The 21417-nt window shown below is 65.8% G+C and carries 22 protein-coding genes; 11 read left to right on the top strand and 11 right to left on the bottom strand.

Annotation, left to right across the window (positions count from 1 at the left end; translation table 11 throughout):
• Positions 1 to 10: 10 nt before the first annotated feature.
• From ACROUL_RS16300 to ACROUL_RS16270, 7 genes are all read right to left on the bottom strand, one after another.
• Positions 11 to 493, bottom strand: coding sequence for a GNAT family N-acetyltransferase (locus ACROUL_RS16300; RefSeq protein ID WP_431300501.1), 483 nt, complete (start codon positions 491 to 493; stop codon positions 11 to 13).
• Positions 490 to 1098, bottom strand: coding sequence for a VOC family protein (locus ACROUL_RS16295; RefSeq protein WP_431300500.1), 609 nt, complete (start codon positions 1096 to 1098; stop codon positions 490 to 492). Before ACROUL_RS16295 ends, ACROUL_RS16300 begins: the two co-directional genes overlap by 4 nt.
• The gene (locus ACROUL_RS16290; protein ID WP_431300499.1) at positions 1098 to 2642 is read right to left on the bottom strand and encodes a Ppx/GppA family phosphatase; all 1545 of its coding nucleotides are present in this window, start codon (positions 2640 to 2642) and stop codon (positions 1098 to 1100) included. The genes ACROUL_RS16295 and ACROUL_RS16290 overlap by 1 nt, the downstream gene beginning before the upstream one ends.
• Positions 2643 to 2757: 115 nt before the next feature.
• Positions 2758 to 4953, bottom strand: a complete 2196-nt coding sequence (locus tag ACROUL_RS16285) for an RNA degradosome polyphosphate kinase (RefSeq protein WP_431300498.1) — start codon at positions 4951 to 4953, stop codon at positions 2758 to 2760.
• A 98-nt stretch (positions 4954 to 5051) separates the two neighbouring features.
• Complete coding sequence (locus tag ACROUL_RS16280) at positions 5052 to 5708, bottom strand: chromosomal replication initiator DnaA (protein ID WP_431300497.1); 657 nt, start codon at positions 5706 to 5708, stop codon at positions 5052 to 5054.
• A complete protein-coding gene (locus ACROUL_RS16275) occupies positions 5705 to 6835 on the bottom strand; it encodes an AI-2E family transporter (protein ID WP_431300496.1) in 1131 nt (376 codons plus the stop codon). Before ACROUL_RS16275 ends, ACROUL_RS16280 begins: the two co-directional genes overlap by 4 nt.
• 129 nt (positions 6836 to 6964) lie before the next feature.
• Positions 6965 to 7468: a fasciclin domain-containing protein gene (locus tag ACROUL_RS16270; RefSeq protein WP_431300495.1), complete on the bottom strand. Its 504-nt coding sequence runs from the start codon at positions 7466 to 7468 to the stop codon at positions 6965 to 6967.
• A 265-nt stretch (positions 7469 to 7733) separates the two neighbouring features.
• Here ACROUL_RS16270 and ACROUL_RS16265 point away from each other — a divergent pair, with 265 nt between their 5' ends.
• The 4 genes from ACROUL_RS16265 to proS all read left to right on the top strand — a co-directional run bounded on the left by ACROUL_RS16265 (position 7734) and on the right by proS (position 10578).
• Positions 7734 to 7997 (top strand): PepSY domain-containing protein, encoded by a 264-nt coding sequence (locus tag ACROUL_RS16265; RefSeq protein WP_431300494.1) that lies wholly within the window; start codon positions 7734 to 7736, stop codon positions 7995 to 7997.
• Positions 7998 to 7999: 2 nt separating this feature from the next.
• Positions 8000 to 8644, top strand: a complete 645-nt coding sequence (locus ACROUL_RS16260; protein WP_431300493.1) for a cytochrome b/b6 domain-containing protein — start codon at positions 8000 to 8002, stop codon at positions 8642 to 8644.
• Positions 8645 to 8706: 62 nt separating this feature from the next.
• Positions 8707 to 9168 (top strand): helix-turn-helix transcriptional regulator, encoded by a 462-nt coding sequence (locus ACROUL_RS16255; protein WP_431300492.1) that lies wholly within the window; start codon positions 8707 to 8709, stop codon positions 9166 to 9168.
• 72 nt (positions 9169 to 9240) lie between these two features.
• Positions 9241 to 10578, top strand: coding sequence for a proline--tRNA ligase (proS, locus tag ACROUL_RS16250; protein WP_431300491.1), 1338 nt, complete (start codon positions 9241 to 9243; stop codon positions 10576 to 10578).
• Here the strand turns inward: proS and ACROUL_RS16245 are convergent.
• Entirely contained in the window at positions 10563 to 11537 is a 975-nt protein-coding gene (locus ACROUL_RS16245) for an NADP-dependent oxidoreductase (protein ID WP_431300490.1), read from the bottom strand. The genes proS and ACROUL_RS16245 overlap by 16 nt on opposite strands.
• Positions 11538 to 11701: 164 nt before the next feature.
• On the opposite strand from ACROUL_RS16245, the gene ACROUL_RS16240 reads away from it, so the two are divergent.
• The 7 genes from ACROUL_RS16240 (at position 11702) to ACROUL_RS16210 (ending at position 18627) form a co-directional block, all read left to right on the top strand.
• Positions 11702 to 12352 (top strand): ThuA domain-containing protein, encoded by a 651-nt coding sequence (locus ACROUL_RS16240; RefSeq protein ID WP_431300489.1) that lies wholly within the window; start codon positions 11702 to 11704, stop codon positions 12350 to 12352.
• Positions 12353 to 12485: 133 nt separating this feature from the next.
• A complete protein-coding gene (locus ACROUL_RS16235; protein ID WP_431300488.1) occupies positions 12486 to 13772 on the top strand; it encodes a lipoprotein-releasing ABC transporter permease subunit in 1287 nt (428 codons plus the stop codon).
• Positions 13765 to 14439, top strand: a complete 675-nt coding sequence (locus ACROUL_RS16230) for an ABC transporter ATP-binding protein (RefSeq protein WP_431300487.1) — start codon at positions 13765 to 13767, stop codon at positions 14437 to 14439. Before ACROUL_RS16235 ends, ACROUL_RS16230 begins: the two co-directional genes overlap by 8 nt.
• A 53-nt stretch (positions 14440 to 14492) precedes the next feature.
• Positions 14493 to 14894, top strand: coding sequence for a c-type cytochrome (locus ACROUL_RS16225; RefSeq protein WP_431300486.1), 402 nt, complete (start codon positions 14493 to 14495; stop codon positions 14892 to 14894).
• A 313-nt stretch (positions 14895 to 15207) separates the two neighbouring features.
• Positions 15208 to 16941 (top strand): DUF4153 domain-containing protein, encoded by a 1734-nt coding sequence (locus ACROUL_RS16220; protein ID WP_431300485.1) that lies wholly within the window; start codon positions 15208 to 15210, stop codon positions 16939 to 16941.
• A 93-nt stretch (positions 16942 to 17034) separates the two neighbouring features.
• Positions 17035 to 17610 carry a heme NO-binding domain-containing protein gene (locus ACROUL_RS16215; RefSeq protein WP_431300484.1) on the top strand — a complete coding sequence of 192 codons (576 nt, stop codon included), beginning with the start codon at positions 17035 to 17037 and terminating at the stop codon, positions 17608 to 17610.
• Positions 17611 to 18627 (top strand): diguanylate cyclase, encoded by a 1017-nt coding sequence (locus ACROUL_RS16210; protein ID WP_431300483.1) that lies wholly within the window; start codon positions 17611 to 17613, stop codon positions 18625 to 18627.
• Positions 18628 to 18653: 26 nt separating this feature from the next.
• On the opposite strand, the gene ACROUL_RS16205 is transcribed toward ACROUL_RS16210, so the two are convergent.
• From ACROUL_RS16205 to ACROUL_RS16195, 3 genes are read right to left on the bottom strand one after another with little or no spacing between them, the layout of a single operon-like run.
• Positions 18654 to 19697, bottom strand: coding sequence for an ABC transporter ATP-binding protein (locus ACROUL_RS16205; protein ID WP_431300482.1), 1044 nt, complete (start codon positions 19695 to 19697; stop codon positions 18654 to 18656).
• Positions 19694 to 20503, bottom strand: a complete 810-nt coding sequence (locus tag ACROUL_RS16200; RefSeq protein ID WP_431300481.1) for an ABC transporter permease — start codon at positions 20501 to 20503, stop codon at positions 19694 to 19696. Before ACROUL_RS16200 ends, ACROUL_RS16205 begins: the two co-directional genes overlap by 4 nt.
• Positions 20490 to 21353 (bottom strand): ABC transporter permease, encoded by an 864-nt coding sequence (locus ACROUL_RS16195; RefSeq protein WP_431300480.1) that lies wholly within the window; start codon positions 21351 to 21353, stop codon positions 20490 to 20492. The genes ACROUL_RS16200 and ACROUL_RS16195 overlap by 14 nt, the downstream gene beginning before the upstream one ends.
• Positions 21354 to 21417: the final 64 nt, after the last annotated feature.

The following is a 21417-nucleotide window of genomic DNA, read 5'->3' as shown; positions in this document are numbered from 1 at the left end:
CGCGGTCTTGTCAGAGGAATTTCTGCATCAGCACAAGGTCCATGAAGCGGCCAAACTTGAAGCCGGCCTCGCGGATCGTGGCGATGGAGGTGTAGCCGAGGGCGGCGTGAAACGCGATGCCGGCGGTGTTTTCGCCCGACACGCCGCCGATCATCTGGTGCGCACCGGCACTGCGGGCATGATGTTCGACCGCTGCCAGCAGCGCGCGGCCCGCACCCTTGCCGCGCGCCTCGGGGGCGAGGATGATCGAGTGTTCCATGCAGGTGGCGTAACCGATGCCGCCGCGAAACTGGGCGTAACTGGCAAAGCCAAGCAGGGTTTCCCCTTCCGCGACAAAGGTGGCATGGCCCAAGCGGTCACGCTCGGCGATCATCGCGGCCACGTCCGCGGGGGTCTTTTCGGTGGCGTTGAAGGTGACGGCGGTGCCGCTGATCCACGGGTTCCAGAGCGTGGCGATCGCGGCAGCGTCGGCGGCAGTGGCGCGGCGGATCACAACCTGCGTATCCCGTGCGGCGTGATGAAAGTGGCACGCAACGCTTTCTCGGCGCCCGGCACGATCACCACGCGCGGGTCACTGAACCGGGCAAGCGCGCGGTTCAGACCTGCGGCATCGGGGTGGGCCACCTCCAGCCGTGTCATCCGCACGCCCATGTCGGGCAGGGCGCGGGCGGGGTGCAGCGTGCCGAGCCACTGGATCAGCGCAGGATGCGCGTTGTCGAACGGCAATCGGCCATCTTCCGGCACCGCCATCTGCCAGCGGTAATCGCCGCGCGACAGGGCTACCGGGGTGCCGGTTCCGGGCGGGGCAAGCGCCAGATCGGCGGCGATGTCATCCGACGCCACGATCCAGTTCGTCAGGCGTGGCGGACCCAAGAAGCGATCCATGTCGAACCAGCGTGGCCAAGCGGGCGCTTCGGCGGCGGGGTCGGTTGCGATGACTTCAAGGTAGATATCGCCAAGCCCCAGAAGCCGGTTGTGCGTCGCCATGTGCGGATGCTGGCCGCCGCCGCTCAGCGTCACACCAAGCGCCGCCTCGACCGCCGCGACGCCATCTTCCAGCCGCTCCGCCGTCACCGCCAGATGATCCAGCCGCAGCATCACGCGGCCTTTGTCACGGCGGTCTGCGCCTTCATGGCTTGTGCCAGCGAGGCGAACCGCGCTTGTGCAACCTCGCCGAACAGCCCCTCGCCGGCGGGCGTCAATTCCAGCGTCAGCAGCAGTTTCTTGGGGTTCCAATGCAGCGCGCCCGCCTTGGCCGGATTGCCGATCGAAAACATCGCGCCGAACCGCATCGCCTTGCCCAGCACTTCAGCCTCTTGCACCTCGTCTTCGCTCAACAGCCGGAACATCGGCTCCAGCCGCGATCCGGCGCGGCTGTTCTTGTAGCGGTGCAGAAGGGCAAGGCCAAGAAACACCCGGCCCGGATGATCCAGCCCGCCAAGGTTCGCGCGGGTGGCGTTGTCGAAACACGCCTCGGCCCGGTAATCAGGGTGTGCGCGCCATGTGGTGTCATGCAGCAGGCACGCGGTCTTGATCAGGCGCAGCCGTTCCTTGCCAACCTCGGGGAACAGGGGTTCAAGAAATTCAAACAGCTTCTTGCCAAAACCGGGGATGCGCGACTGGGTCAGTTCCGTCATCCGCGCGGCTTCGATCAACGGGTCGCGGGCGCGCAGCCGTTCGGGCATCTGTTCGTACAACAGCCCCTCGCGGATGCCGTAGGCCGACACGTCGATTTCGGACGGTTTCAGCATCCGGACCAGTTCGCGCAGCACTTCGCAGGCCAGTGGCACCAGTTCCATGCGTTCGGATGACGTGCCGGTGCGGCCGCGCAGGACGGCAAGGTCGGCAACAGCCAGCCAATCCAGCGTGTCGGTCAAGCCCTTGGGCGTCATGCGATATTCATGCAGCACGGTCAGCGGATAATTGCGCCGCTCCATATCCAGCCGGGCTATAACGCGCCACGATCCGCCGACCAGATAGATCCGCTCGCCTTCCGACTGAAGGTCGGCCTGCGCGGCTTTCAGCACCTTGGCGATATGCGCCTGCCGCACCGCGGCGTCGCCCTTGATCTGCTGCAACCGGAACGGGCCAAGCGGTGTGGACACGCGCTTGCCGACGCGGCCATTGCCGATCCGCGCCAGTTCCATCGAGTTGCCGCCGATATCGCAGACGATGCCCTTGGCATCCGGCCAGCCCAGCAGCACGCCTTGCGCCGATAGCCGCGCCTCTTCATCGCCGTCGATCACCCACAGGCGCATCCCGGTTTCACGCAACACATCGGCCTGAAACTCCGGCCCGTCCTCGGCCTCGCGGGTGGCGGCGGTGGCGACCACGGTCAGGGGGCTGATGCCCATGCCGTCGGCCAAGAGCGCAAAGCGTTTCAGTGCCGCCAGCGCGCGGATGCGGCCTTGCGGGTTCAGCCGCCCGGTTTCGGCCAAGCCCTTGCCAAGGCCGCACATGATCTTTTCGTTGTAGAAATAGGCGGGAGAGCGCGCGGCACCATCGAACACCACCATCCGGACCGAGTTCGATCCCACGTCCACGACGCCCACGCGGCTAAGCGCACGGGCCGACGGATCATCGAACAGCGGGCGGCCAAACGGGCCATCCTCGTCGTCGTCGGCACCTTTGTGTTCGGGCATGGCAGGTCCCCCTTCGGCATCTGGCCGCACCATGCCGACCTCTGCCGAAGGGGTCAACTCGTCAACCCCGAAACGGCTTTGGGAACCGGCGATCCGGGGCAGGTGGCAAGCGCTGTCAAAGCCCGGCTACCCGGGCTTCGTCGCGCGGGATAGCCAGCCGCGGCACGTCCTTTGCCCCCGCCGTGCCGCGACCGGACAGCGACGGATTTTCCATGAAGAAGCGGTGGCAGTTGAACATGCCGTTTTCCTGCGGGGTCAGGTCGCGGTGGTAGCTACCATCGGGTGACAGCACCCAGCTTTGCGCCTCGTCAGCAAAGTTGGCAGCCATGATCTGACCCATGATCTGGGTCTTGACGGTGATGTTCAGCGCCTCGACCAGCGTTTCCACGCGGCGGGTCAGGTTGCGGCCCATCCAGTCGGCGGATGAGAAAAACACGCGGGCTTTCTTCGACGGCAGACCCTCGCCGTTGCCAAAGCAGACGATGCGAGAGTGTTCGAGGAACCGCCCGACGATGGATTTGACGCGGATGTTTTCGCTCAGCCCCTTCACGCCGGGGCGCACGCCGCAGATGCCGCGCACGACAAGGCTGATCTTCACGCCTGCCTGACTGGCTGCATACAGTGCGTCGATCACGTCGGGTTCGATCAGCGAGTTGATCTTGGCCCAGATTTCGGCAGGCCTGCCGGCGCGGGCGTGATCGGCCTCGGCGGCGATCAGCTGCAGCAGGCGGGGTTTCAGGGTGATCGGGGAAATCGCAATGTTTTCAAGCCCTTCGGGCTGCACATAGCCCGACAGGTAGTTGAACACCTTGGTTGCATCGCGGCCCAGTGCCGGGTCGCAGGTGAAGAACGACAGGTCGGTGTAAATGCGCGCCGTGATCGGGTGATAGTTGCCGGTGCCGTAATGGGTGTAGGTCACCAGATGGTCGCCCTCGCGCCGCACCACGGTGCTGATCTTGGCGTGGGTCTTGTAGTTGACGAAGCCGTAGACGACATGCGCGCCTGCGCGTTCCAGACGGCGCGATTGGCGAATGTTGGCGGCCTCGTCGAAGCGGGCCTTCAGTTCGACCAGCGCGGTGACGGATTTCCCCGCCTCGGCCGCCTCGCACAGCGCGCCGACGATCGGGCTGTCCCACGAGGTGCGGTAAAGGGTCTGCTTGATCGCCAGCACATCCGGGTCGCGCGCCGCCTGCTCCAGAAACCGGATCACCATATCGAAGGTCTCATACGGGTGATGCAGCAGCATGTCCTTTTGCCGGATCGCGGCGAACAGGTCGCCTTCGTGGTCCTGCACCCGTTCTGGGATGCGCGGGGTGAAGGGCGGCCACATCAGATCCTTGCGGCTGGATAGGATCAGTTCCTTGAGGTCGGCCACGCCCAGAAGACCCTTCACCTCCACCACCTCGTCCTCGGTGACGGCCAGTTCTTCCATGATCAGGGCGCGCAGGGTTTCAGGCGCACCCGCGCTCATCTTGAGCCGGATCACCTCGCCCCGGCGGCGGCGTTTCAGCGCGGTCTCGAACTCGCGCACCAGATCTTCGGCTTCGTCTTCTACTTCAAGGTCGCTGTCGCGCAGCACGCGGAACATGCAGTGGCCCTGGTCGGAATAGCCGGGGAACAGCATCCCGAGGTGCAGGAGCAGAAGGTCTTCCAGTGGCAGGAAGCGGAATTCGCCGGGCTTGGCGGGCAGCGGCACGAAGCGGGCGATCTGCTGGGGGATCGGCAGAAGCGCCTTCAGCGTGCGGTGATCGACGGTGCGTTCCAGTTCCAGCGCCAGCGAAAAGCCGGTGTTGGGGATGAACGGGAACGGGTGCGCCGGGTCGATGGCAAGGGGCGACAGCACCGGGAACACGTTGGTCAGAAAGTGCGTCTCGAGGTGTTTGAGGTCGCGCGCGTTCAGTTTCGAGCGGGTGGCGATGACGATGCCCTCACCCTCCATCTCGCGGCGGAGGCGGTTGAAGGTCGCCTGTTGCGTCTGCATCAGGCGGCGGGCGTCGGCGTTGATCAGGCCAAGCTGTTCGGCGGGGCTGCGGCCATCCTCCGACAGGGTCGCGTTGCCATTGCGCACCAGCGCACGCAGGCCCGCGACGCGGACGGTGTAGAATTCGTCAAGGTTGGTGGCAGAGATCGACAGGAAGCGCAGCCGTTCCAGCAGCGGCACGGCGGGGTTCGCGGCCTCTTCCAGCACACGCCAGTTGAAGGCCAGCCAGCTAAGCTCGCGGTTGAAAAACCGGCCCGGTCCGGCGATTTCGGCGAAGGGCAGTTCCACGGGGGCGGGGAAGGGGGAGCGGAGGAAATCGGCTTGGGTCATGGAAGGGCTTATGCCGCGCGGATCATGAAGGTTATGTGACACTGTTTCACCGGCGCGGGGGTCTGTCCAGTGCAGGCGCCAGTGGGCCCGGGAACCGCTTACCCCTCGCCCAACATCTCGGCGGCAAGGGCGCGCGTCACGGGGCGCCCCAGCGCCAGCGCGCGGGCGTCAAGTGCAGCGACAAGGCCGCGTGCGGCACCGATGGATCGGGGCATGTGGCTGACAAGATAGGGGATCAGGTTTGCCGGAACGGCGATCTGGCGGTCGGCGAACAGCTTGACCAGCACTGCGGCCAAAAGCGCGTCGTCTGGCGCTTCCAGCCGGGCAATCGGCGCCGCCTGCAAGCGGCTTGCCAGATCGGCGAGGCTCAACCCCCAGTCGCGCGGCGGTGTGGCGGCGGTCAGGAGGAGCGCGCCGGTTTCCGTGACAAGGTTGTGCAGATGGAACAGCGCCGCCTCCGCCGCGCCGATATGGTCGGCATCCTCGACCACCACCCGCGCGCCGGCCAGCGCGCCAAGATCGGCGGTCGCAAGATCGGTCGCGCTGATCACGGTCGCGCCCGCCAGCGTGGCCCAGATCTGCGCCAGATGCGTCTTGCCAGATCCCTCCGGCCCGATCAGCAGCAGCTTGCGCCCCGGCCAATCCTGCCAGCCCTCCACCGTCTGCAAGGCCAGCGCATTGGCCGGCGAGACGAAGAAATCGTCGCGAGTCATTGCCTCGGTGCCACTCAGGTCGAAAATCAGCTGGCCGGTCACGCAGCATCCCCGGGGGGCGGCCGGCGCGTCTTGCGCAACGGCGGCGGTGGCGGCGCGCCAAGGGGGTCAAGCCGCGCGGTCGTGCCCTTGTACAGCAGGCTAGACTGATACTGGCTGATGCCAAAGCGGGTCAGCACGCCGATGCTGGCGGCCACCGGCACCGCGATCAGCATGCCGACAAAGCCGAACACCGACCCAAAGGCCGACAGCGCGAACAACAGCCACACCGGATGCAGGCCAACCGATTTGCCCACCAGTTTCGGCGTCAGGATGTTGCCTTCGATGAACTGCCCGGCGGCAAATATCGCGGCGATGATACCGATCGACACCCAGTCGCCCCAGAACTGAAACAGCGCCAGCCCCACCGCCAGCGTGCCGCCGATGATCGAGCCGACATAAGGAATGAAGGTGATCGCCCCGGCAATCGCACCGACGATAAGGCCGAATTGCAGGCCGGCAAACATCAGCGCGATGGAATAGAAAGTGCCCAGCAGCAGGCAGACCGAGATCTGCCCTCGCACAAAGCCCGCCAGCACGGCGTCGATCTCGCCGGCAAGGCGGCGGATCGTGGGGGCGTGGTCCAAGGGCAGCATGGCGTCGATCCGCGCCACCATCTTGTCCCAGTCCAGCAAGAGGTAGAAGGCCACCACCGGCACGACCACGATGAAAACCACCGCCGAGATCACGCCAAGCGCCGAGGTCAGCACGCCGTTGGCCAGCTCGGCCCCGCGCGCCTGTATCGCGGCGGCGATTTCCGCCAGGGTCTGACGGATGGTCGAGGTGCTGTCGGTCAGGTCGGGGAACCGTTCGACCAGAAAGCCCTGCAGGCGTTTGGCAATGTCGGGGGCGGAGTTGATCAGCGCGGTCAACTGGTTGACCAGCGTCGGGATCACCGCCAGCACCAGCAGCACCACCGCCAGCAGCGCCACCAGCGAGATCACCGTGGTCGCCGAGACGCGGCTCAGCCCCGCGCGTTCCAGCCGGTCGGCGACGGGATCAAGGAAATAGGCGATCGCACCGCCCACCAGAAACGGCAGCAGCACATTGCCCAGAAACCACAAGAGCAGCAGAAATATGACTGCGGCGATGCCCCAGTATTTCGCCTGTGCTGTCAGTGGCAGGGCCATGCGCAAATCCGTTCCCGTTTTGCGACATATCGCCCCTGTGCCGGTTCCGTGCAAGGGGCGGCGGGGCTTGGGATGCCCGACCCCGCGCATTGGCGGGGTAGGGCGGGCAGTTTCAGTGGCAGGCCGGGGTTAGTGGCAGGCGGGCCGCTTGCCGGGCAGCAGCACCTTGTCGATCACATGGATCACGCCGTTGTCGGCCTTGATGTCGGCGACGATGACGGTGGCCATCTCGCCGGTGCCATCAGCGATGGTCACGCCGGACGCGCCCTTGGTGATGCACAGGCGCTGCGAGGTGAGAAGCGGTTTGAAGGTGGTCGAGCCGTTCGGAATGTCGGCTGCAGTCAGCAAGCGATCGTCGACGTGATACAGCAGGATATCCGTCAACTGCGCCTTGTTTTCCGGCTTCAGCAGCGTGTCCACCGTGCCGGCGGGCAGTGCGGCGAAGGCCTCGTTGACCGGCGCGTACACGGTGAAGGGGCCGGGGCCGGCCAGCGTTTCGGCAAGGCCCGCAGCGGTGACGGCGGCCACGAGCGTCGTGAAGCGTTCGTCTCCGGCAGCGATTTCGGTGATGGATTGGGCCTGAGCCAGCGTGGTGCTCAGCGCCAGTGCGCCCAGTGCAAGATGGAGTTTCATGTGTTTGGTCCCCTGTTGACGACACACCTTTGTGGCGGGTCAGGAGCAATACGAAGCGAGCCGTAATGCCGGATGGGATGTTTCACGGGCCTGACGCATCGGTGATGGGCCGTTATCCGCTGTCAGCGCGCGCTTAGGGTGTGGCGGATAAGCCCCTTGCGGATCGACCGCGCCGGTTTTGGCCGTCAGATCAACGGCATGGCTTTGGGGTCGACACCCCCGGCCATGACTGACTTTTGACAAAACCCAAGAAAGCTTGAACCACATGAAAACCCTCCTCTCCCTGACCGTTGCCGTCCTGACCTTCCCGATGGCCGCCCTCGCGATGCCCGCCATCGGTGACATTGTCGGCACCAACCCCGCAGACGCCACCGCCGCGCTGGAAAAGGCCGGCTGCAAGGTTGCCGAATTCGAGGCCGAGGACGGCAAGATCGAGGCCAAATGCACCGACACCGCCACCTCGAAGATGATGGAGGTCTACATCGACCCCAAGACCGGCGCCGTGGCTGACATCAAGTCGGAAGACTGATCATGGCAGCCCCTCAGACATCCGGACGGCAGGCACCTCTTTCACCGCCCGACCTTTGGGACCCGGTGGTGCGCATCAGCCATTGGGGGCTTGCGTTCATTGTCGTGATGAACGCGATCTTCACCGAAGGCGGCAGCCAATGGCATCTCTGGCTGGGCTGGATCGGTATGGCGCTGTTGGTATTGCGACTGGTCTGGGGGGTTCTTGGTCCGGTGGAGGCGCGGTTCTCGGCGTTTCCACCGAACCCCCGCGCTGCCCTGTCACACATGCGCAGGCTGGTTTCGGGCCGCGCGCCACATTACCCTTCGCACAATCCGGCCGGTGCCTTGATGGTCTATGCATTCTGGGCCACGCTGGCCGTGGTGATCGGGACGGGCCTTGTGATGACCGGCGGCCAGACGCCGATGCAGGCGGCGCGTGATGATGCAGCGGTTGCATCGGGCGACTGGTCGGTGCTGGTTGCAGAAGATGATGACGGCGGCGATGGCCGGTTTGGCAAAGCGTCGAAAGAGGTGCATGAAGTGGCGGCGAACCTTCTCTTGATCCTGGCGGCGCTGCACATCGCCGGGGTGGCGGTGGAATCCCGCGCCATGCGCCGCAACCTTGTGGCGCCGATGCTGGCCGGCAGTCGGCGGCGGCGCGGGTGAAGGTTCCGCTTTTGAAACCCGGATCGCAACGGCGACGCCCTGTCGCCGTTGCGACGTTTCTTGTGGTCCAGACGCTTGCTGCGGTGTTCTTCGTCGGCGATGCGCTGGGCGACTTGTTCATGGATCCGGCCGGCGCACATTCGATCTTCGAAACGCTGGTTGCCGTGGCGCTGGTGATGGGCGTCATCTTCGGCGGGGTGGAACTGCGCCGCACGCTGGAACGGATGCGCACCCAAGAGGCGGCACTGGCGGTGGCTTCGGGCGCGCTGGCCGAGGTGATCCGCGCCCAGTTCACCGACTGGGGCCTGACCGTGGCCGAAGAGGACGTGGCCTTCCTTGCGCTGAAGGGTCTGGACGTGGCCGAAATCGCCGCGATGCGCGGCTCGGCCCAAGGCACGGTCCGCGCGCAACTGACCAAGGTCTACGCCAAGGCGGGCGTGTCGAACCGCGCCCAGTTCGCTGCCCTTTTCGTCGAGGATCTGCTGGGCGCCTCGCTGGTGGAACCCATCGCAAAGGCTGGCTGACACGGCCGCCCTTGCCTGATCGTCACGCCTCGCCTAAACCCATCGCCGACCCTTGACCCGAAAGGCCGCCCGATGCGTCTGACCCGCTACTTCCTGCCCGTCCTGAAGGAAAACCCGGCCGAGGCGCAGATCGTCTCGCACCGCTACATGCTGCGCGCGGGCATGATCAAGCAGCAGGCGGCTGGCATCTATTCGTGGCTGCCCCTTGGCTACCGCGTCCTGAAGCGGATCGAGCAGATCGTGCATGAAGAACAGGTGCGCGCCGGGCACATCCCCCTGCTGATGCCCACGCTGCAACCCGCCGACCTCTGGCGCGAAAGCGGGCGCTATGACGACTACGGTCAGGAAATGCTGCGCATCAAGGACCGCCAGGACCGCGAGATGCTTTACGGCCCCACCAACGAAGAGATGATCACCGACATCTTCCGCGCCCACGTCAACAGCTACAAGGACCTGCCGCTGACGCTCTACCACATCCAGTGGAAATTCCGCGACGAGATGCGCCCCCGGTTCGGCGTGATGCGCGGGCGCGAGTTCCTGATGAAGGACGGCTACAACTTCGACGTCGACAAGGCCTCGGCGCTCCATGCCTATAACCGCCACATGGTCAGCTATCTGCGCACCTACGAACGCATGGGCCTGACCGCGATCCCGATGCGCGCCGACTCTGGACCGATCGGCGGCGACGATACGCATGAATTCCTCGTCCTCGCCTCGACCGGCGAGAGCGAAGTGTTCTTCGATTCAGCCGTCACCGACCTGAAGCTTGGCAACCGCGAGGTCGATTACGACAACCGCGACGAAGTGGCTGCGATCTGCAAGGAGTTCACCACGCTCTACGCCCGCACGGATGAGACCCACGACGCAGGCGTCTTCGACCAGATCCCCGAAGCCCGCCGCAAGGTCGCGCGTGGCATCGAGGTCGGCCAGATCTTCTACTTCGGCACCAAGTATTCCGAGGCGATGGGCGCGATGGTCACCACCGCCGATGGCGGCAAGGTGCCGGTCGAGATGGGCTCGCACGGCATCGGCGTCTCCCGCCTTCTCGGCGCGATCATCGAGGCCAGCCACGATGACAAGGGCATCATCTGGCCCGAGGGTGTCACACCCTTCCCGGTCGGCATCGTGAACCTCAAGCAGGGCGACACGGCGGCCGACGCCGCCTGCGACGGGCTTTACAAAGCGCTTGCTGCCAAGGGCCTTGAGGCGCTTTATGACGACCGCGACGAACGAGCGGGGGCGAAGTTCGCGACGATGGACCTTATCGGCCTGCCGTGGCGCATCACCGTCGGCCCGCGCGGGTTGGCCAATGGCGTCGTCGAAGTGACCTCGCGCCGCTCCGGCGTCAGCGAAGAAATGTCGCCGGAGGCTGCCGTCGACCGCATCGCCCAGATCTACGCCGGTGTCTGATCCATCGTGACCACCAGATTGCCGGGCTTGTGAAAGCCCTCGGCAATCCGGTGCGCCTCGGCCAAATGTGCGAACGGCAGCACCTGGCCGACGACAGGCGTATACGCCCCCTCCTGATGCAGGCCCACCAGCCGCAGCATCGACGGCAGGTCTTCCTTGCTGGTGCCGGTGATTACCCGACGGTCGCCACGGCGCGGTCGCAATGCCGACCCCAGCATCGCCGAAAGATCGGCGGTGACCAGCACCAGCCGACCGCCCGGCGCCAGAAGCGGGGCGGCGCGGTCCCAGCCAAGCTTGCCCATCACGTCGATCACCACATCGAACGGACCCGCAGGCGAGCCGTCCCGGTAATCGCTCACCTCGGAGGCACCCATACGGCGGGCAAGGTCGTGGTTCGCCGCCGACGCCGTTGCAGCCACCTTCGCGCCCAGATGCCGCGCGATCTGCACCGCCGCACCGCCCACTGCCCCGGTCGCCCCCGCCACCAGCACCCGCTCGCCTGCCGTCACCTTGGCCCGGTCGATCAAGAATTCTGCCGCCGTCAGACCGCCAAAGAAGAACGCGGCCCCCGCCTCGAAGCTCAGCGTGTCGGGCAAGGGCAGGATCGTCCCGCTTTGCGTGATCACCAGATACTCGCGATGCGCGCCGCCCTTGAACCCGGTAAGGCCGAAGACCCGCTGGCCCACGCTCCACCCGGTGACACCCGCGCCAACGCCTGCCACCTCGCCCGCAAAGGCCCAGCCTGGTGCCACCCGTGGCCGCGTCAGCCCGATTGCCACCCGCAACAAAAGCCCCAGTCCACGCGGCACCATGCCCGACCGCAGCCGCGCATCGCCCGCCGTCACCGGTGCCGCCCGCACCCGGACCAGCACCTCGCCCGGCCCCGGCGCGGGGATCGGCGCATCCTCGAAGCGGATGGTTTCCGGGCCGCCATAGGCCGTGTAGCGGGCGATCTTCATGACCGATCTCCGTTCCAAGATATCAGGCGCAATCTTATCAGGCGCAGTCTTCGCAGCCTGAAACAAAGGTAAAGCCCAAACTCGCCAAGGTCGGAAATCCTGACCCCACCTGCTTGACCCTGCCGGGGCCGCTGCCTAGCGTGGCCGGAAATGAGGAGGCCGGTATGGCGAAGGCACTGATCACATGGGGCGGCTGGGATGGGCATCAGCCGGACAAGGTGGCTTCCCTGTTTGCAGGCTGGCTGGGCGAGGCAGGGTTTTCGGTGACGGTCACCGATACTCTGGCCTGTTTCGATGACCCCGCTGCGCTTGCCGACCTTTCCCTGATCGTGCCGGTCTGGACCATGTCGAAGATCGAAAAGGAACAGGCGCTGAACGCCTGCGCCGCCGTCGCCTCGGGCGTGGGGCTTGCGGGGTGTCACGGCGGCATGTGCGACGCGTTTCGCGAAAACGTCGACTGGCAGTTCATGACCGGCGCGCAGTGGGTGGCGCATCCCGGCAATGACGGGGTGGATTACGCGGTGCGGATGGTGACCGACGATGCCCTCGTCGCTGGCGTCGATGACTTTCGCGTTGCGACCGAGCAATACTACCTGCACGTCGATCCGGCGGTGAAGGTTCATGCCGTCTGCGACTTTCCGGTGGTCGATGGCCCGCATGCGCCGAACGGCCCGGTGGCGATGCCGGTTGTCTTCACCAAACGCTGGGGGCAGGGCCGGGTCTACTACAACGCGCTTGGCCATCAGGCGAACGTGATCGACCACGGCCCTGCGGCCGAGTTGATGCGCCGTGGCCTAATGTGGGCCGCGCGGTAGGGCTTCGGGCAGGTCTTCTGCCATACGCCTGCCATACACCTGCCAGACGCTTTGCAGACCGGCGCAAACACCCCGCGCCTTGACCTTTCCCGCCCGCTCGCCCACGTTGCGCGGCAACTGGCAGGCAGGGCAGATGGCATCCAAGACAGCACCTTTCTCGGCGTTCGAATTCATGATCGCCTGGCGCTATCTGCGCGCCCGGCGGGCAGAAGGCGGGGTCAGCGTGATGACCTGGATCAGCCTGATCGGCATCACCCTCGCGGTGTTCGCGCTGATCGCCACGCTGGCCGTAAGGGCCGGATTTCGCGCGGAATTCGTCGATACCATCCTTGGCGCCAACGCCCATGTCACGGTCTATACCGCTGGCACCGTCGATCCTGACGGCACTGTCACCAAAGGCTTTGCCAACGCCGACGCGATGAGCGAGGCGATCCGCGCCGTGCCGGGCGTCACCCGCGCCGCGCCCTTGATCAAGGGGCAGGTCATGGTGACCGATGGCGAGCGGACCACCGGCGCGCAAGTCTTTGGCATATCGAAGGAAAACCTCGAAACCATCCCCCGCGTCGGCCTCGGTTCCGAAGCGCTCGGCGACATCGCCCGCTTCGACGAAGGCATCGCCCTCGGCTCCGGCATCGCCCGCGAACTGGGCGTCACGGTGGGCGACCGCGTCCGCCTGATCGCCCCCGGTGGCGTAAAGACAGCGATGGGCGCCTCGCCCCGCGTCAGCGCCTACGAGGTGGTCTACATCTTCACCGCAGGCCGCTACGACATCGACACCACCCGCATCTACATGCCCTTTGCCGAAGCGCAGAGCTATTTCAACAAGGAAGGCATCGCTGACGAGATCGAGGTGATGGTGGAAAACCCTGACGCCATAGAGGGTTACGCGCTGCCGATCCTGAATGCAGCGGGGCCGGATGCGATGCTGTGGACGTGGAAGGAAAGTGCGGGATCGTTCCTGCGCGCGCTTGATATCGAGGACAACGTGATGTTCGTCATCCTGTCGATCCTCGTCCTGATCGCCGCGATGAACATCGTTTCCGGCCTCATCATGCTGGTCAAGAACAAGGGCCGAGATATCGGCATCCTGCGAACGATGGGATTGACCGAAGGCTCTGTTCTCAGGGTGTTTTTCATCTGCGGCGCATTCACCGGCGTCGTCGGCACGCTGATGGGCGTGGGCCTTGGGTGCCTGTTCGCGCTTTATATCGACCGGATCATGGGCTTCATCAACTGGATGAACGGGGCCGATGTGTGGGACCCGTCGATCCGCGGAATTTACGCCCTTCCGGCGAAGCTGCAGTTGAAGGACGTGGGGTCGGCGGTGGCCTTGTCGCTGGGCCTCTCGTTCATCGTGACGCTGTTCCCGGCGCGGCGGGCCGCACGGATGAACCCGGTCGAGGCGCTGCGATATGAGTGACGGGCTGGCGCTGGAGGGGATCGAAAAGGGCTACAACCGGGGCAAGCCTTCCGAGGTGATCGTGCTGCGCGGGGCCAGCCTGACGGTGGCGCGCGGCGAGGTGGTGGCGCTGGTCGCGCCATCGGGTGCGGGCAAGTCGACGCTGTTGCACATCGCTGGGCTTCTGGATACGGCGGATGCGGGGTCCGTGCAGCTCGACGGTCGCGAAATGGGCGGGCTTTCGGACCGGGCGCGCACCGAGGTGCGACGCGAGGATGTAGGCTTCATCTACCAGTTCCACCACCTGCTGCCAGAGTTCTCGGCCCTGGAAAACGTGGTAATTCCGCAGCTTGCGAACGGCGTCCCGAAGGCTGCCGCAGAGGCGCGCGCGCGTGATCTGCTTGACCGTGTGGGTGTCGGACCACGGGCCGGGCACCGGCCTGCGGCGCTGTCAGGGGGCGAACAGCAGCGGGTGGCGTTCTGCCGGGCGCTGGCGAACGGGCCAAAGCTTCTTTTGGCGGACGAGCCGACCGGAAACCTTGATCCCGGCACGTCCGAGACGGTGTTTCAGGTGCTGCTGGGGCTGGTGCGCGAAACCGGGCTTTCGGCGCTGATCGCCACGCACAACCTTGATCTTGCGGCGCGAATGGATCGCTTGGTACGTCTGGATCAGGGGCGTGTGACGTAGATCATGGCCGCCTTTGGCCGCACGTGTTTTAAGTATAGCGAGGGAGATCTGCCATGCGTCATCTGGTTCTACCGACCGTCCTGATCCTGTCGGCCTGCGTGCCGCAAGGACAGGAGAAGCAGCCACCCACCGGAGCCGAGGATTTCGCGGCCTATTGTTCGGCCTGTCACGGCGCGGGGGCCAAGGGTGACGGGCCGATGGCAGCCAGCCTTGACAGGCGTCCTGCTGACCTGACGCGGATTTCCGCCCGCAACGGCGGTGTTTTCCCGGGAACGAAGGTGATGGCGAAGATCTGGTCCTACAGCGGCGGGCCGGGGGCCGAGACGCCGATGCCATCCTTTGCCCCGCTGCTCGATGGCCAGCTTGTCGGGTACGACGGCGGCGACGGCATCGCCAGCCCCACACCGGTCCGTCTGGTGCAGGTGGCCGAATACTTGAAGTCCATCCAGGAATAGTGCGCGTCAGAGCGGCCGGCGCGGATCGTCGCCAAGCTGGCGGGCAAAGGTGCTGGCGTAGACCGCTTCGGGAACGCTCGTGCCGTAGAACGCAAGGCAGGCAGCCCGGAGACGCCGCTAATCGGCTTCGCCTTCAGGGCGGATGGCCACGGGCAAGACGATGGTCCTTTTTTCCGTCAGTGTCGGTGAGCCGTGGAAGAAGGCCAAGCGACAGATGCGGACGGACCTCGGGTAACGCAAACCGGACCGTGCAAGCCACTGGCCGGAACCACTTGTCAAGACTACTGTCGCGGGGAAACAGGCGGGGGGCGGCATGGACGGCACGTTGCGGGAACGTTGGGTTCTGGCGCTGGTGGGCGCGCTGGGTGGGGGCAGCCTTTACTGGTTGACCATCGGGATCGACGGCATCGTTCCGGACCGGGCGGTGCTGACCCTGATCGTGATGACGGGCACGTTCTTTGCCACGCTGCTGGCGATGGCCGGGCCGATGGGCGTGCGACGGGCGGCGGTGAATGCTGCCGGTCTGGCCGTGGGGACGGCCGGGCTGGTGTGGCTCGGCTCGCTGCGGTTCGAGACGGCGGACGGGTTTTTCAACGGGCCGCTGCCGACACTGGCGGCGCTGACGGTGGCAAGCCTTCCGATGCCGTTCCTGATTGCCCGCGTGGGGCCGGGGTGGCGTGATTATCCTTCGCTGTTCCTGCAGGCTTGGTCGATCGTGGTGCGGTACGCGGCGGCATGGGCCTTTACCGGCCTTGTGTGGGTTGTGATCCTGCTTTCCGACCGGATGCTGGGGATTGTCGGGCTGACGGTGATCAACGACCTTCTGGCGATTGAGGTGGTGCCGTTTGTGCTGACCGGGGCGATCATCGGGCTGGCGATGGCCGTGGTGCACGAATATGCCGAACTGTTGTCGCCTTACGTGGTGCTGCGGCTGTTCCGGCTGTTGCTGCCGGTGGTTCTGACAGTGATGGCGGTGTTTCTGGTCGCGCTGCCGTTTCGCGGATTGAACGGGCTGTTTCAGGACTGGTCGCCGGCGCTTGTGCTTTTCGCGATGGTTGCGGCCGGAATTTCGCTGGTGTCGATTGCCGTGGACCAGAGCGACGCGGATGCGACGACAAGCCCGTTCTTGCGGCTGGCGGCGCAGGCGCAAGCGCTCGTCCTGCCGGCTGTGGCGGGGTTCGGAGCCTGGGCCGTGTGGCTGCGGGTGGCGCAATACGGCTGGACGCCAGAGCGGGTGTTCATGGCGCTGGTGGCGGCCCTGGCGGTGGCATACGGCATGATCTACGCTGTGGCGGTGCTTCGGCGCGGCCCTTGGATGGCCCGCATCCGGGCGGGCAACCTGTGGATGGCGCTGGCGGTCATCGCCCTTGCCGCGCTGTGGCTGACGCCGGTCCTGAACGCCGAACGGATTTCGGCGCGCGACCAGTTGGCGCGGTTTGACGCGGGGCGCACGGCGGTCGAGGCGCTGGATATCGCGGCGATCCGGCAGTGGGGCAAGGCGGGCGCTGCGGTGATCGCCGCGCTTGAGGAGAAGGCCAAAGCACCGGGGCAGGAGGCGCTGGCCGCGCGGCTGGCAAATCCGGGGGCCGAGCCGGTGATGTCGGGCGAAAAACGGGCGGCTCTGGTAGCGGAACTGGCGGCCCTTATGCCGCTGCAACCCGCCAGTGCCACAGGGACGCGCGACATGATCCTTGCGGCGATGCAGGAGTATGAACTGTCGACGTGGCTGGATGCCTGCAAGCGGGTGCAGACCGATGGCCGCCCGGGGTGCGTGCTGGCGGTGGCCGACCTCTTGCCGATGATCCCCGGCGAGGAGGCGATGGTGGTGCTGATCGAGGCGGGCGATTACGCGCAGGTCTACGGGCTCTATTTCCTTGCCGATGGCAGTCTTGCGCAGCGCACGGCGGTCCGGTCGGACGGAACCTACCCCGGCCCCGACGAGGCGCGCGCTTTGTTGCGCACATTCCAGGACCAGCCCCCGGCGGTGACGCCGGCGTTGTTGAACCAGCTTGGCACCGGCGAGGCGGGGATCCTGATCCTGCCGTGACCGCGCCCAGCCATTTCGATCAACCCGCCTTGCTTGGCGACGATTTGTTAACCCGCAGGTCGTAGGTTTGCGTTCCAAAGAAGGGGGCGCTGGATGCAAGGTCTGATGCTGCGGTCGATGCAAGCCTATCTACGCGCCACCTTTGGTGCCGAGGTCTGGGCTGCGGTGGTGCGCGAAGCGACGTTGCCGGTGGACGGTTTTGAGCCGATGCTGCGCTACGGCGACGGCATGGCTGACCGCGTGGCGATGGCTGCGGCACGGGTGTTGAACCGCCCGTCCGATGTGCTGTGGGAAGATGTGGGAACCCACCTTGTCACCAACGCCCGGCACGAAGGAGTGCGACGGCTTTTGCGGTTCGGCGGCGTCGGGTTCACCGACTTCCTCTATTCGCTGGAAGAACTGCCAGACCGCGCGCGGTTGGCGCTGCCTGACCTTCAGGTGCCGGATCTTGTGCTGGAAGAAGTCGGGCCGGATCGGTTCTGCCTGACCTGCCAGTTCCCGATTGCCGGTGCGACGCGGATCCTTGGGGGCGTGGTTATGGCAATGGCCGACGATTATGGTGCCCTGGTCGTTATCGACTATGTGGGGGGCGATGCGATTTTGATCGATGTGCCAGAGATCCGCCACACCACGGGCCGGCGCTTCGATCTTGCGATGCCGGGGGCGTAGATGGACGGACAGATGCCGGAGCAGGTTCTGTTGTGGGACGGGGCGGTGTTGGACCGGTTCATGCCGATGCACCTTCTGGTTGGGCAGGACGGGGTGGTGGAACGGGCCGGGCCGACGCTGTCGCGGGTGTTTCCGGGGCGGGCGCTGATGGGGGCCGAATTCGGCGATCTTTTCGAACTTCGCGCGTCCGGCGGGGCGGCGACGCTGGCAGACATCATGGCACGCGGTGGGCGGCGGCTAAGGCTTTATCCAAGGGACCGGGCGCCCGGCGCAGCGCGCACCGGAATGCGGGGCCTTGCAGTGGCGTTGCCAGAAAGCGGGCAGGTGCTGGTCAATCTCAGCTTCGGGATCGACGTGGTCGCGGCGGTTCGGGCCTACCGTCTGACCGTCGCAGACTTTGCGCCCACCGATCTTGCGATGGAACTGCTTTATCTGGCGGAGGCGAACCGCGCGGTCACCGGCGAATTGCGCGGCCTGAACCTTCGGTTGGACGGCGCGCGCGTTGCGGCGGAGGAGGAGGCGATCACCGACCCGCTGACCGGGTTGAAGAACCGCCGCGCCGCTGATGCCTACCTCGCGCGGCTTTGCGCGACGGGTGTGCCGTTTGGCGTCCTGCATATGGACCTCGATTACTTCAAGGCGGTGAACGACAGCTTTGGCCATGCCGCCGGCGATCTTGTTCTGGGCGAAGTGGCGCGGGTGCTGCGGCGCCAGACCCGGGCAGAGGATTGCGCCGCGCGCATTGGTGGCGACGAGTTCGTGCTGATCCTTGCCGGACAGACAGAGGTTGCGCATCTGCTTGCCGTGGCCGAACGGATCATCGCCGGGGTGTCGGAGCCGATCCTGTTTGAGGGCCAGTTGGCGCGGGTGTCGGCAAGCGTCGGCATCGGCCGGTCGATTGACCACGCCTATCCCGAACCCGCGCAGCTTCTGGCGGATGCGGATGCCGCGCTTTACAGGGCAAAGCGTGCCGGCAGGGGGCGGGCGGTGCTGGCCTCTGACAAGGGGGCGCGCTGAGGGGCACTGGTAAAGACGGTGTTACCCTAGCGCACGGGCGGCAACACCCACAGTGCTGCGGGTGGCAGTGTGATGCGGAAAGGCTGGGCATCTGGCAACGAGGCTGCCGCGGCCGGGGGCAAGAGCGCCTCGATCACGACCGGCCCCGCGTGCAGCGTCACCCTGGATTGAGACCCGTGGAAGGCGCGGCTGAACACCACTGCGGAAAGGGAGTTTTCGCCAGCGCCGCCCACTTCGACCTCTTCGGGGCGGAAGGTCAGGATGCCGTCGCCCACGGGCGCACCCTCGGGCAGGCGCAACGGGCCAAGGGCGGAATGAAACTTTCCGCTGCGGGATTGCCCTGTGATGAAGTTCGCGCCGCCAAAGAACCGCGCAACTGCGGTGTCGGCGGGGCGGGCGTAAAGCTCTGCCGGGCTCGCAACTTGCCGAAGCTTGCCGTCCAGAAGGAGGGCAATCCTGTCCGCGAGGATCGTCGCCTCGGACTGGTCATGGGTGACGACAAGCGTGGTGATGCCGGTTTCGCGCTGCAAGTCACGGACAAGATCGCGCATCTCGGCGCGCAGACTAGCATCAAGGTTGGAAAGCGGTTCGTCCAGCAGCAGCACCTTTGGCCGCAGGATCAGTGCGCGAGCAAGGGCGACGCGCTGCTGCTGGCCGCCCGAAAGCTCGGTCGGGCGGCGGCGGGCGAAGCCGGTCAACTGCACTCGGGCAAGGATTTCTTCGGTGCGCTGGGCCGTCTCCTTGGCAGGGCGGCCTTGCATGCGAAGGCCGAACCCGATGTTTTCAGCCACTGACATATGCGGGAAAAGGAGGTGGTTCTGGAACACCATCACTACGCCGCGCCGTTCCGGCGGGGTGGCGAGCACGGATGTTCCATCAAGCCGGATGTCGCCCGACGTCGGGTCCAAGAGGCCCGCGATCAGGCGCATCGTGGTGGTCTTGCCGCATCCTGACGGGCCGAGGATAGCCGTCAGCGACCCCGGCGCAAGGTCAAGGGTCAACCCGTCGACCGCCGGGGCTGGCGCTCCAGGATAGTGCTTGGTCAGCGCATGAAGCGACACCTGCGTCACAGCCTGCCCCCTGCGGTGATGGTCGGGCCGCGCCCTGTCAGGTGCCGGGCGCCAAGGGCAAGGATCAAGAGGCCGGGCAGGACGTAGATCAGAGTGATCGCCCCGGTCACGTCATTCCGCCCCGAAGTGGCAAAGGAGAACAGCAAAAGCGGCAGGGTCTGCACCCGCCCGCCGCCGATGACCAGCGTCAGGATGTACTGCGACCACGAGATCAGAAAGGCGAACAGGCCGCCGACGAGGATGCCGGGCAGGATCGCAGGCAGTGTGACATGGCGAAACACCTGCGCGCGCGTGGCGCCAAGGCTGCGGGCCTGATCTTCCAGCGCGGTGTCGAAGCGGGCGAAGATGCCTGCCATAACGAGGATCATGTAAGGCAGCGTCGGGATCAGGTGGACGAGGATCACGCCGGGAATGGTGCCGGCAAGGCGGAGGGCAAGGAAAACCTCGTGCAGGCCGAACACCACCGCAATGCCCGGAACGATAGCGGGCGCAAGGATCAAAAGCTCCACCAACCGTTTGCCGGCAAAGCGGTGCAGGCCAAGCGCGCGCCCGGCCGGAACGCCTATCAGGATTGCAAGCGTGGTGGCTGCGAGGGCGATGGCGGTGGTGACCCCCAGGCTTTGCAGCACGCCAGATGTGGGCGACAGCGCGTAGCGCCAGGCGTCAAAGGTCAGGGTTAGCGGCAGAAGATCGGGGAAGCGCCAGCCCCGCGCGACGGACCAGATGCCAAGCGGAATCAGCGGCAGCACCAGCCATCCGACCAGCACGACAAGCGAGACGAGGCGGAGGGTTCTACCTGTCGGCATCGTCAGTGCGGGTCTGGTGCGAGAAGACGATCGCCAGCATTGCGGTGCCGATCAGGGCGATGATGACGGCCATTGCAAGGGCCTCGGGGCGGGCGGTCAGGTCTACGTCGGTGAAGCTTTGGTAGGCCAGCACGGGCAGCGCCTTTGGAAAACTGGCGCCAAGCAGGGCAGGGATTTCGTAGGCGCCGAAGGTGAAGGCGAAGGTCAGGGCCGAGGCGCCAATGAGGCTGGGCATCAGCAGCGGCAGCAGGATGTGGCGGATTGCCTGCCGTCGCGTCGCGCCGTGGCTGCGTGCGACGGCTTCGTAATCGGCACCGATGGTCTGCATCCGGGCGAGGAGGATGAGGCCGATGAAGGGCACCTCTTTCCAGACGTAGGTGAGGATGATGCCGATGGCATAGGGGTCGAACACCAGCGCGGGAAAGTCGGCGGGGGTGGTGATGAGGTGGGTGGCATGGGCAAGGCGGGCAAAGCTGCCCGATTGCGAAAAGAGATACAGGATGCCGATCGCGCCGACGATGTGGGGAATGGTGAGGTTCAGCTGGAACAGAAACAGCGCAAGCGCACGGCCGGGGAAGGTTTGGCGCAGCAAAAGCGCAGAGCCGAGTGCAATGAGTGCGGCCAACGCCGTGGAGGCGACGGCGACCCAGAGCGTGAGGCCGAGCGAGCGCAGGAAGGCAGGGTCGGTCAGGATCGCCCTGTAGGCATCAAGGTTCGGATCGGACAGGCCGATGGCGGGCAGGTAGCCGAACGACCGCACCAGCCCAAGGCCGAGGGATGTCACGAACAGCCCGCCAATCACGAGGATCGCGGGTGCAAGGAGGAAAAGGGTCCGGGTCCTGTCTGACATGCTCGCGGTTCTGGAGGCGTTGGCGCGAGAGTGCGCGAGGATGGCGCGGGCGGCAAGCCGCCCT

Source organism: Tabrizicola sp. BL-A-41-H6 (genome assembly GCF_050632395.1).
Lineage (GTDB): Bacteria > Pseudomonadota > Alphaproteobacteria > Rhodobacterales > Rhodobacteraceae > JAUYQR01.
The sequence above is the reverse complement of the archived record's forward strand: the minus strand, read 5'-3'. Positions and strand labels throughout refer to the sequence as shown.

Bases quoted from the DNA above. Each gene is read 5' to 3' on its own strand.
- ACROUL_RS16295 (WP_431300500.1), bottom strand. From the start codon at position 1,098: ATGCTGCGGCTGGATCATCTGGCGGTGACGGCGGAGCGGCTGGAAGAT.
- ACROUL_RS16290 (WP_431300499.1), bottom strand. From the start codon at position 2,642: ATGCCCGAACACAAAGGTGCCGACGACGACGAGGATGGCCCGTTTGGC.
- ACROUL_RS16285 (WP_431300498.1), bottom strand. From the start codon at position 4,953: ATGACCCAAGCCGATTTCCTCCGCTCCCCCTTCCCCGCCCCCGTGGAA.
- ACROUL_RS16275 (WP_431300496.1), bottom strand. From the start codon at position 6,835: ATGGCCCTGCCACTGACAGCACAGGCGAAATACTGGGGCATCGCCGCA.
- ACROUL_RS16270 (WP_431300495.1), bottom strand. From the start codon at position 7,468: ATGAAACTCCATCTTGCACTGGGCGCACTGGCGCTGAGCACCACGCTG.
- ACROUL_RS16265 (WP_431300494.1), top strand. From the start codon at position 7,734: ATGAAAACCCTCCTCTCCCTGACCGTTGCCGTCCTGACCTTCCCGATG.
- ACROUL_RS16260 (WP_431300493.1), top strand. From the start codon at position 8,000: ATGGCAGCCCCTCAGACATCCGGACGGCAGGCACCTCTTTCACCGCCC.
- proS (WP_431300491.1), top strand. From the start codon at position 9,241: ATGCGTCTGACCCGCTACTTCCTGCCCGTCCTGAAGGAAAACCCGGCC.
- ACROUL_RS16245 (WP_431300490.1), bottom strand. From the start codon at position 11,537: ATGAAGATCGCCCGCTACACGGCCTATGGCGGCCCGGAAACCATCCGC.
- ACROUL_RS16240 (WP_431300489.1), top strand. From the start codon at position 11,702: ATGGCGAAGGCACTGATCACATGGGGCGGCTGGGATGGGCATCAGCCG.
- ACROUL_RS16235 (WP_431300488.1), top strand. From the start codon at position 12,486: ATGGCATCCAAGACAGCACCTTTCTCGGCGTTCGAATTCATGATCGCC.
- ACROUL_RS16230 (WP_431300487.1), top strand. From the start codon at position 13,765: ATGAGTGACGGGCTGGCGCTGGAGGGGATCGAAAAGGGCTACAACCGG.
- ACROUL_RS16225 (WP_431300486.1), top strand. From the start codon at position 14,493: ATGCGTCATCTGGTTCTACCGACCGTCCTGATCCTGTCGGCCTGCGTG.
- ACROUL_RS16220 (WP_431300485.1), top strand. From the start codon at position 15,208: ATGGACGGCACGTTGCGGGAACGTTGGGTTCTGGCGCTGGTGGGCGCG.
- ACROUL_RS16215 (WP_431300484.1), top strand. From the start codon at position 17,035: ATGCAAGGTCTGATGCTGCGGTCGATGCAAGCCTATCTACGCGCCACC.
- ACROUL_RS16210 (WP_431300483.1), top strand. From the start codon at position 17,611: ATGGACGGACAGATGCCGGAGCAGGTTCTGTTGTGGGACGGGGCGGTG.
- ACROUL_RS16200 (WP_431300481.1), bottom strand. From the start codon at position 20,503: ATGCCGACAGGTAGAACCCTCCGCCTCGTCTCGCTTGTCGTGCTGGTC.
- ACROUL_RS16195 (WP_431300480.1), bottom strand. From the start codon at position 21,353: ATGTCAGACAGGACCCGGACCCTTTTCCTCCTTGCACCCGCGATCCTC.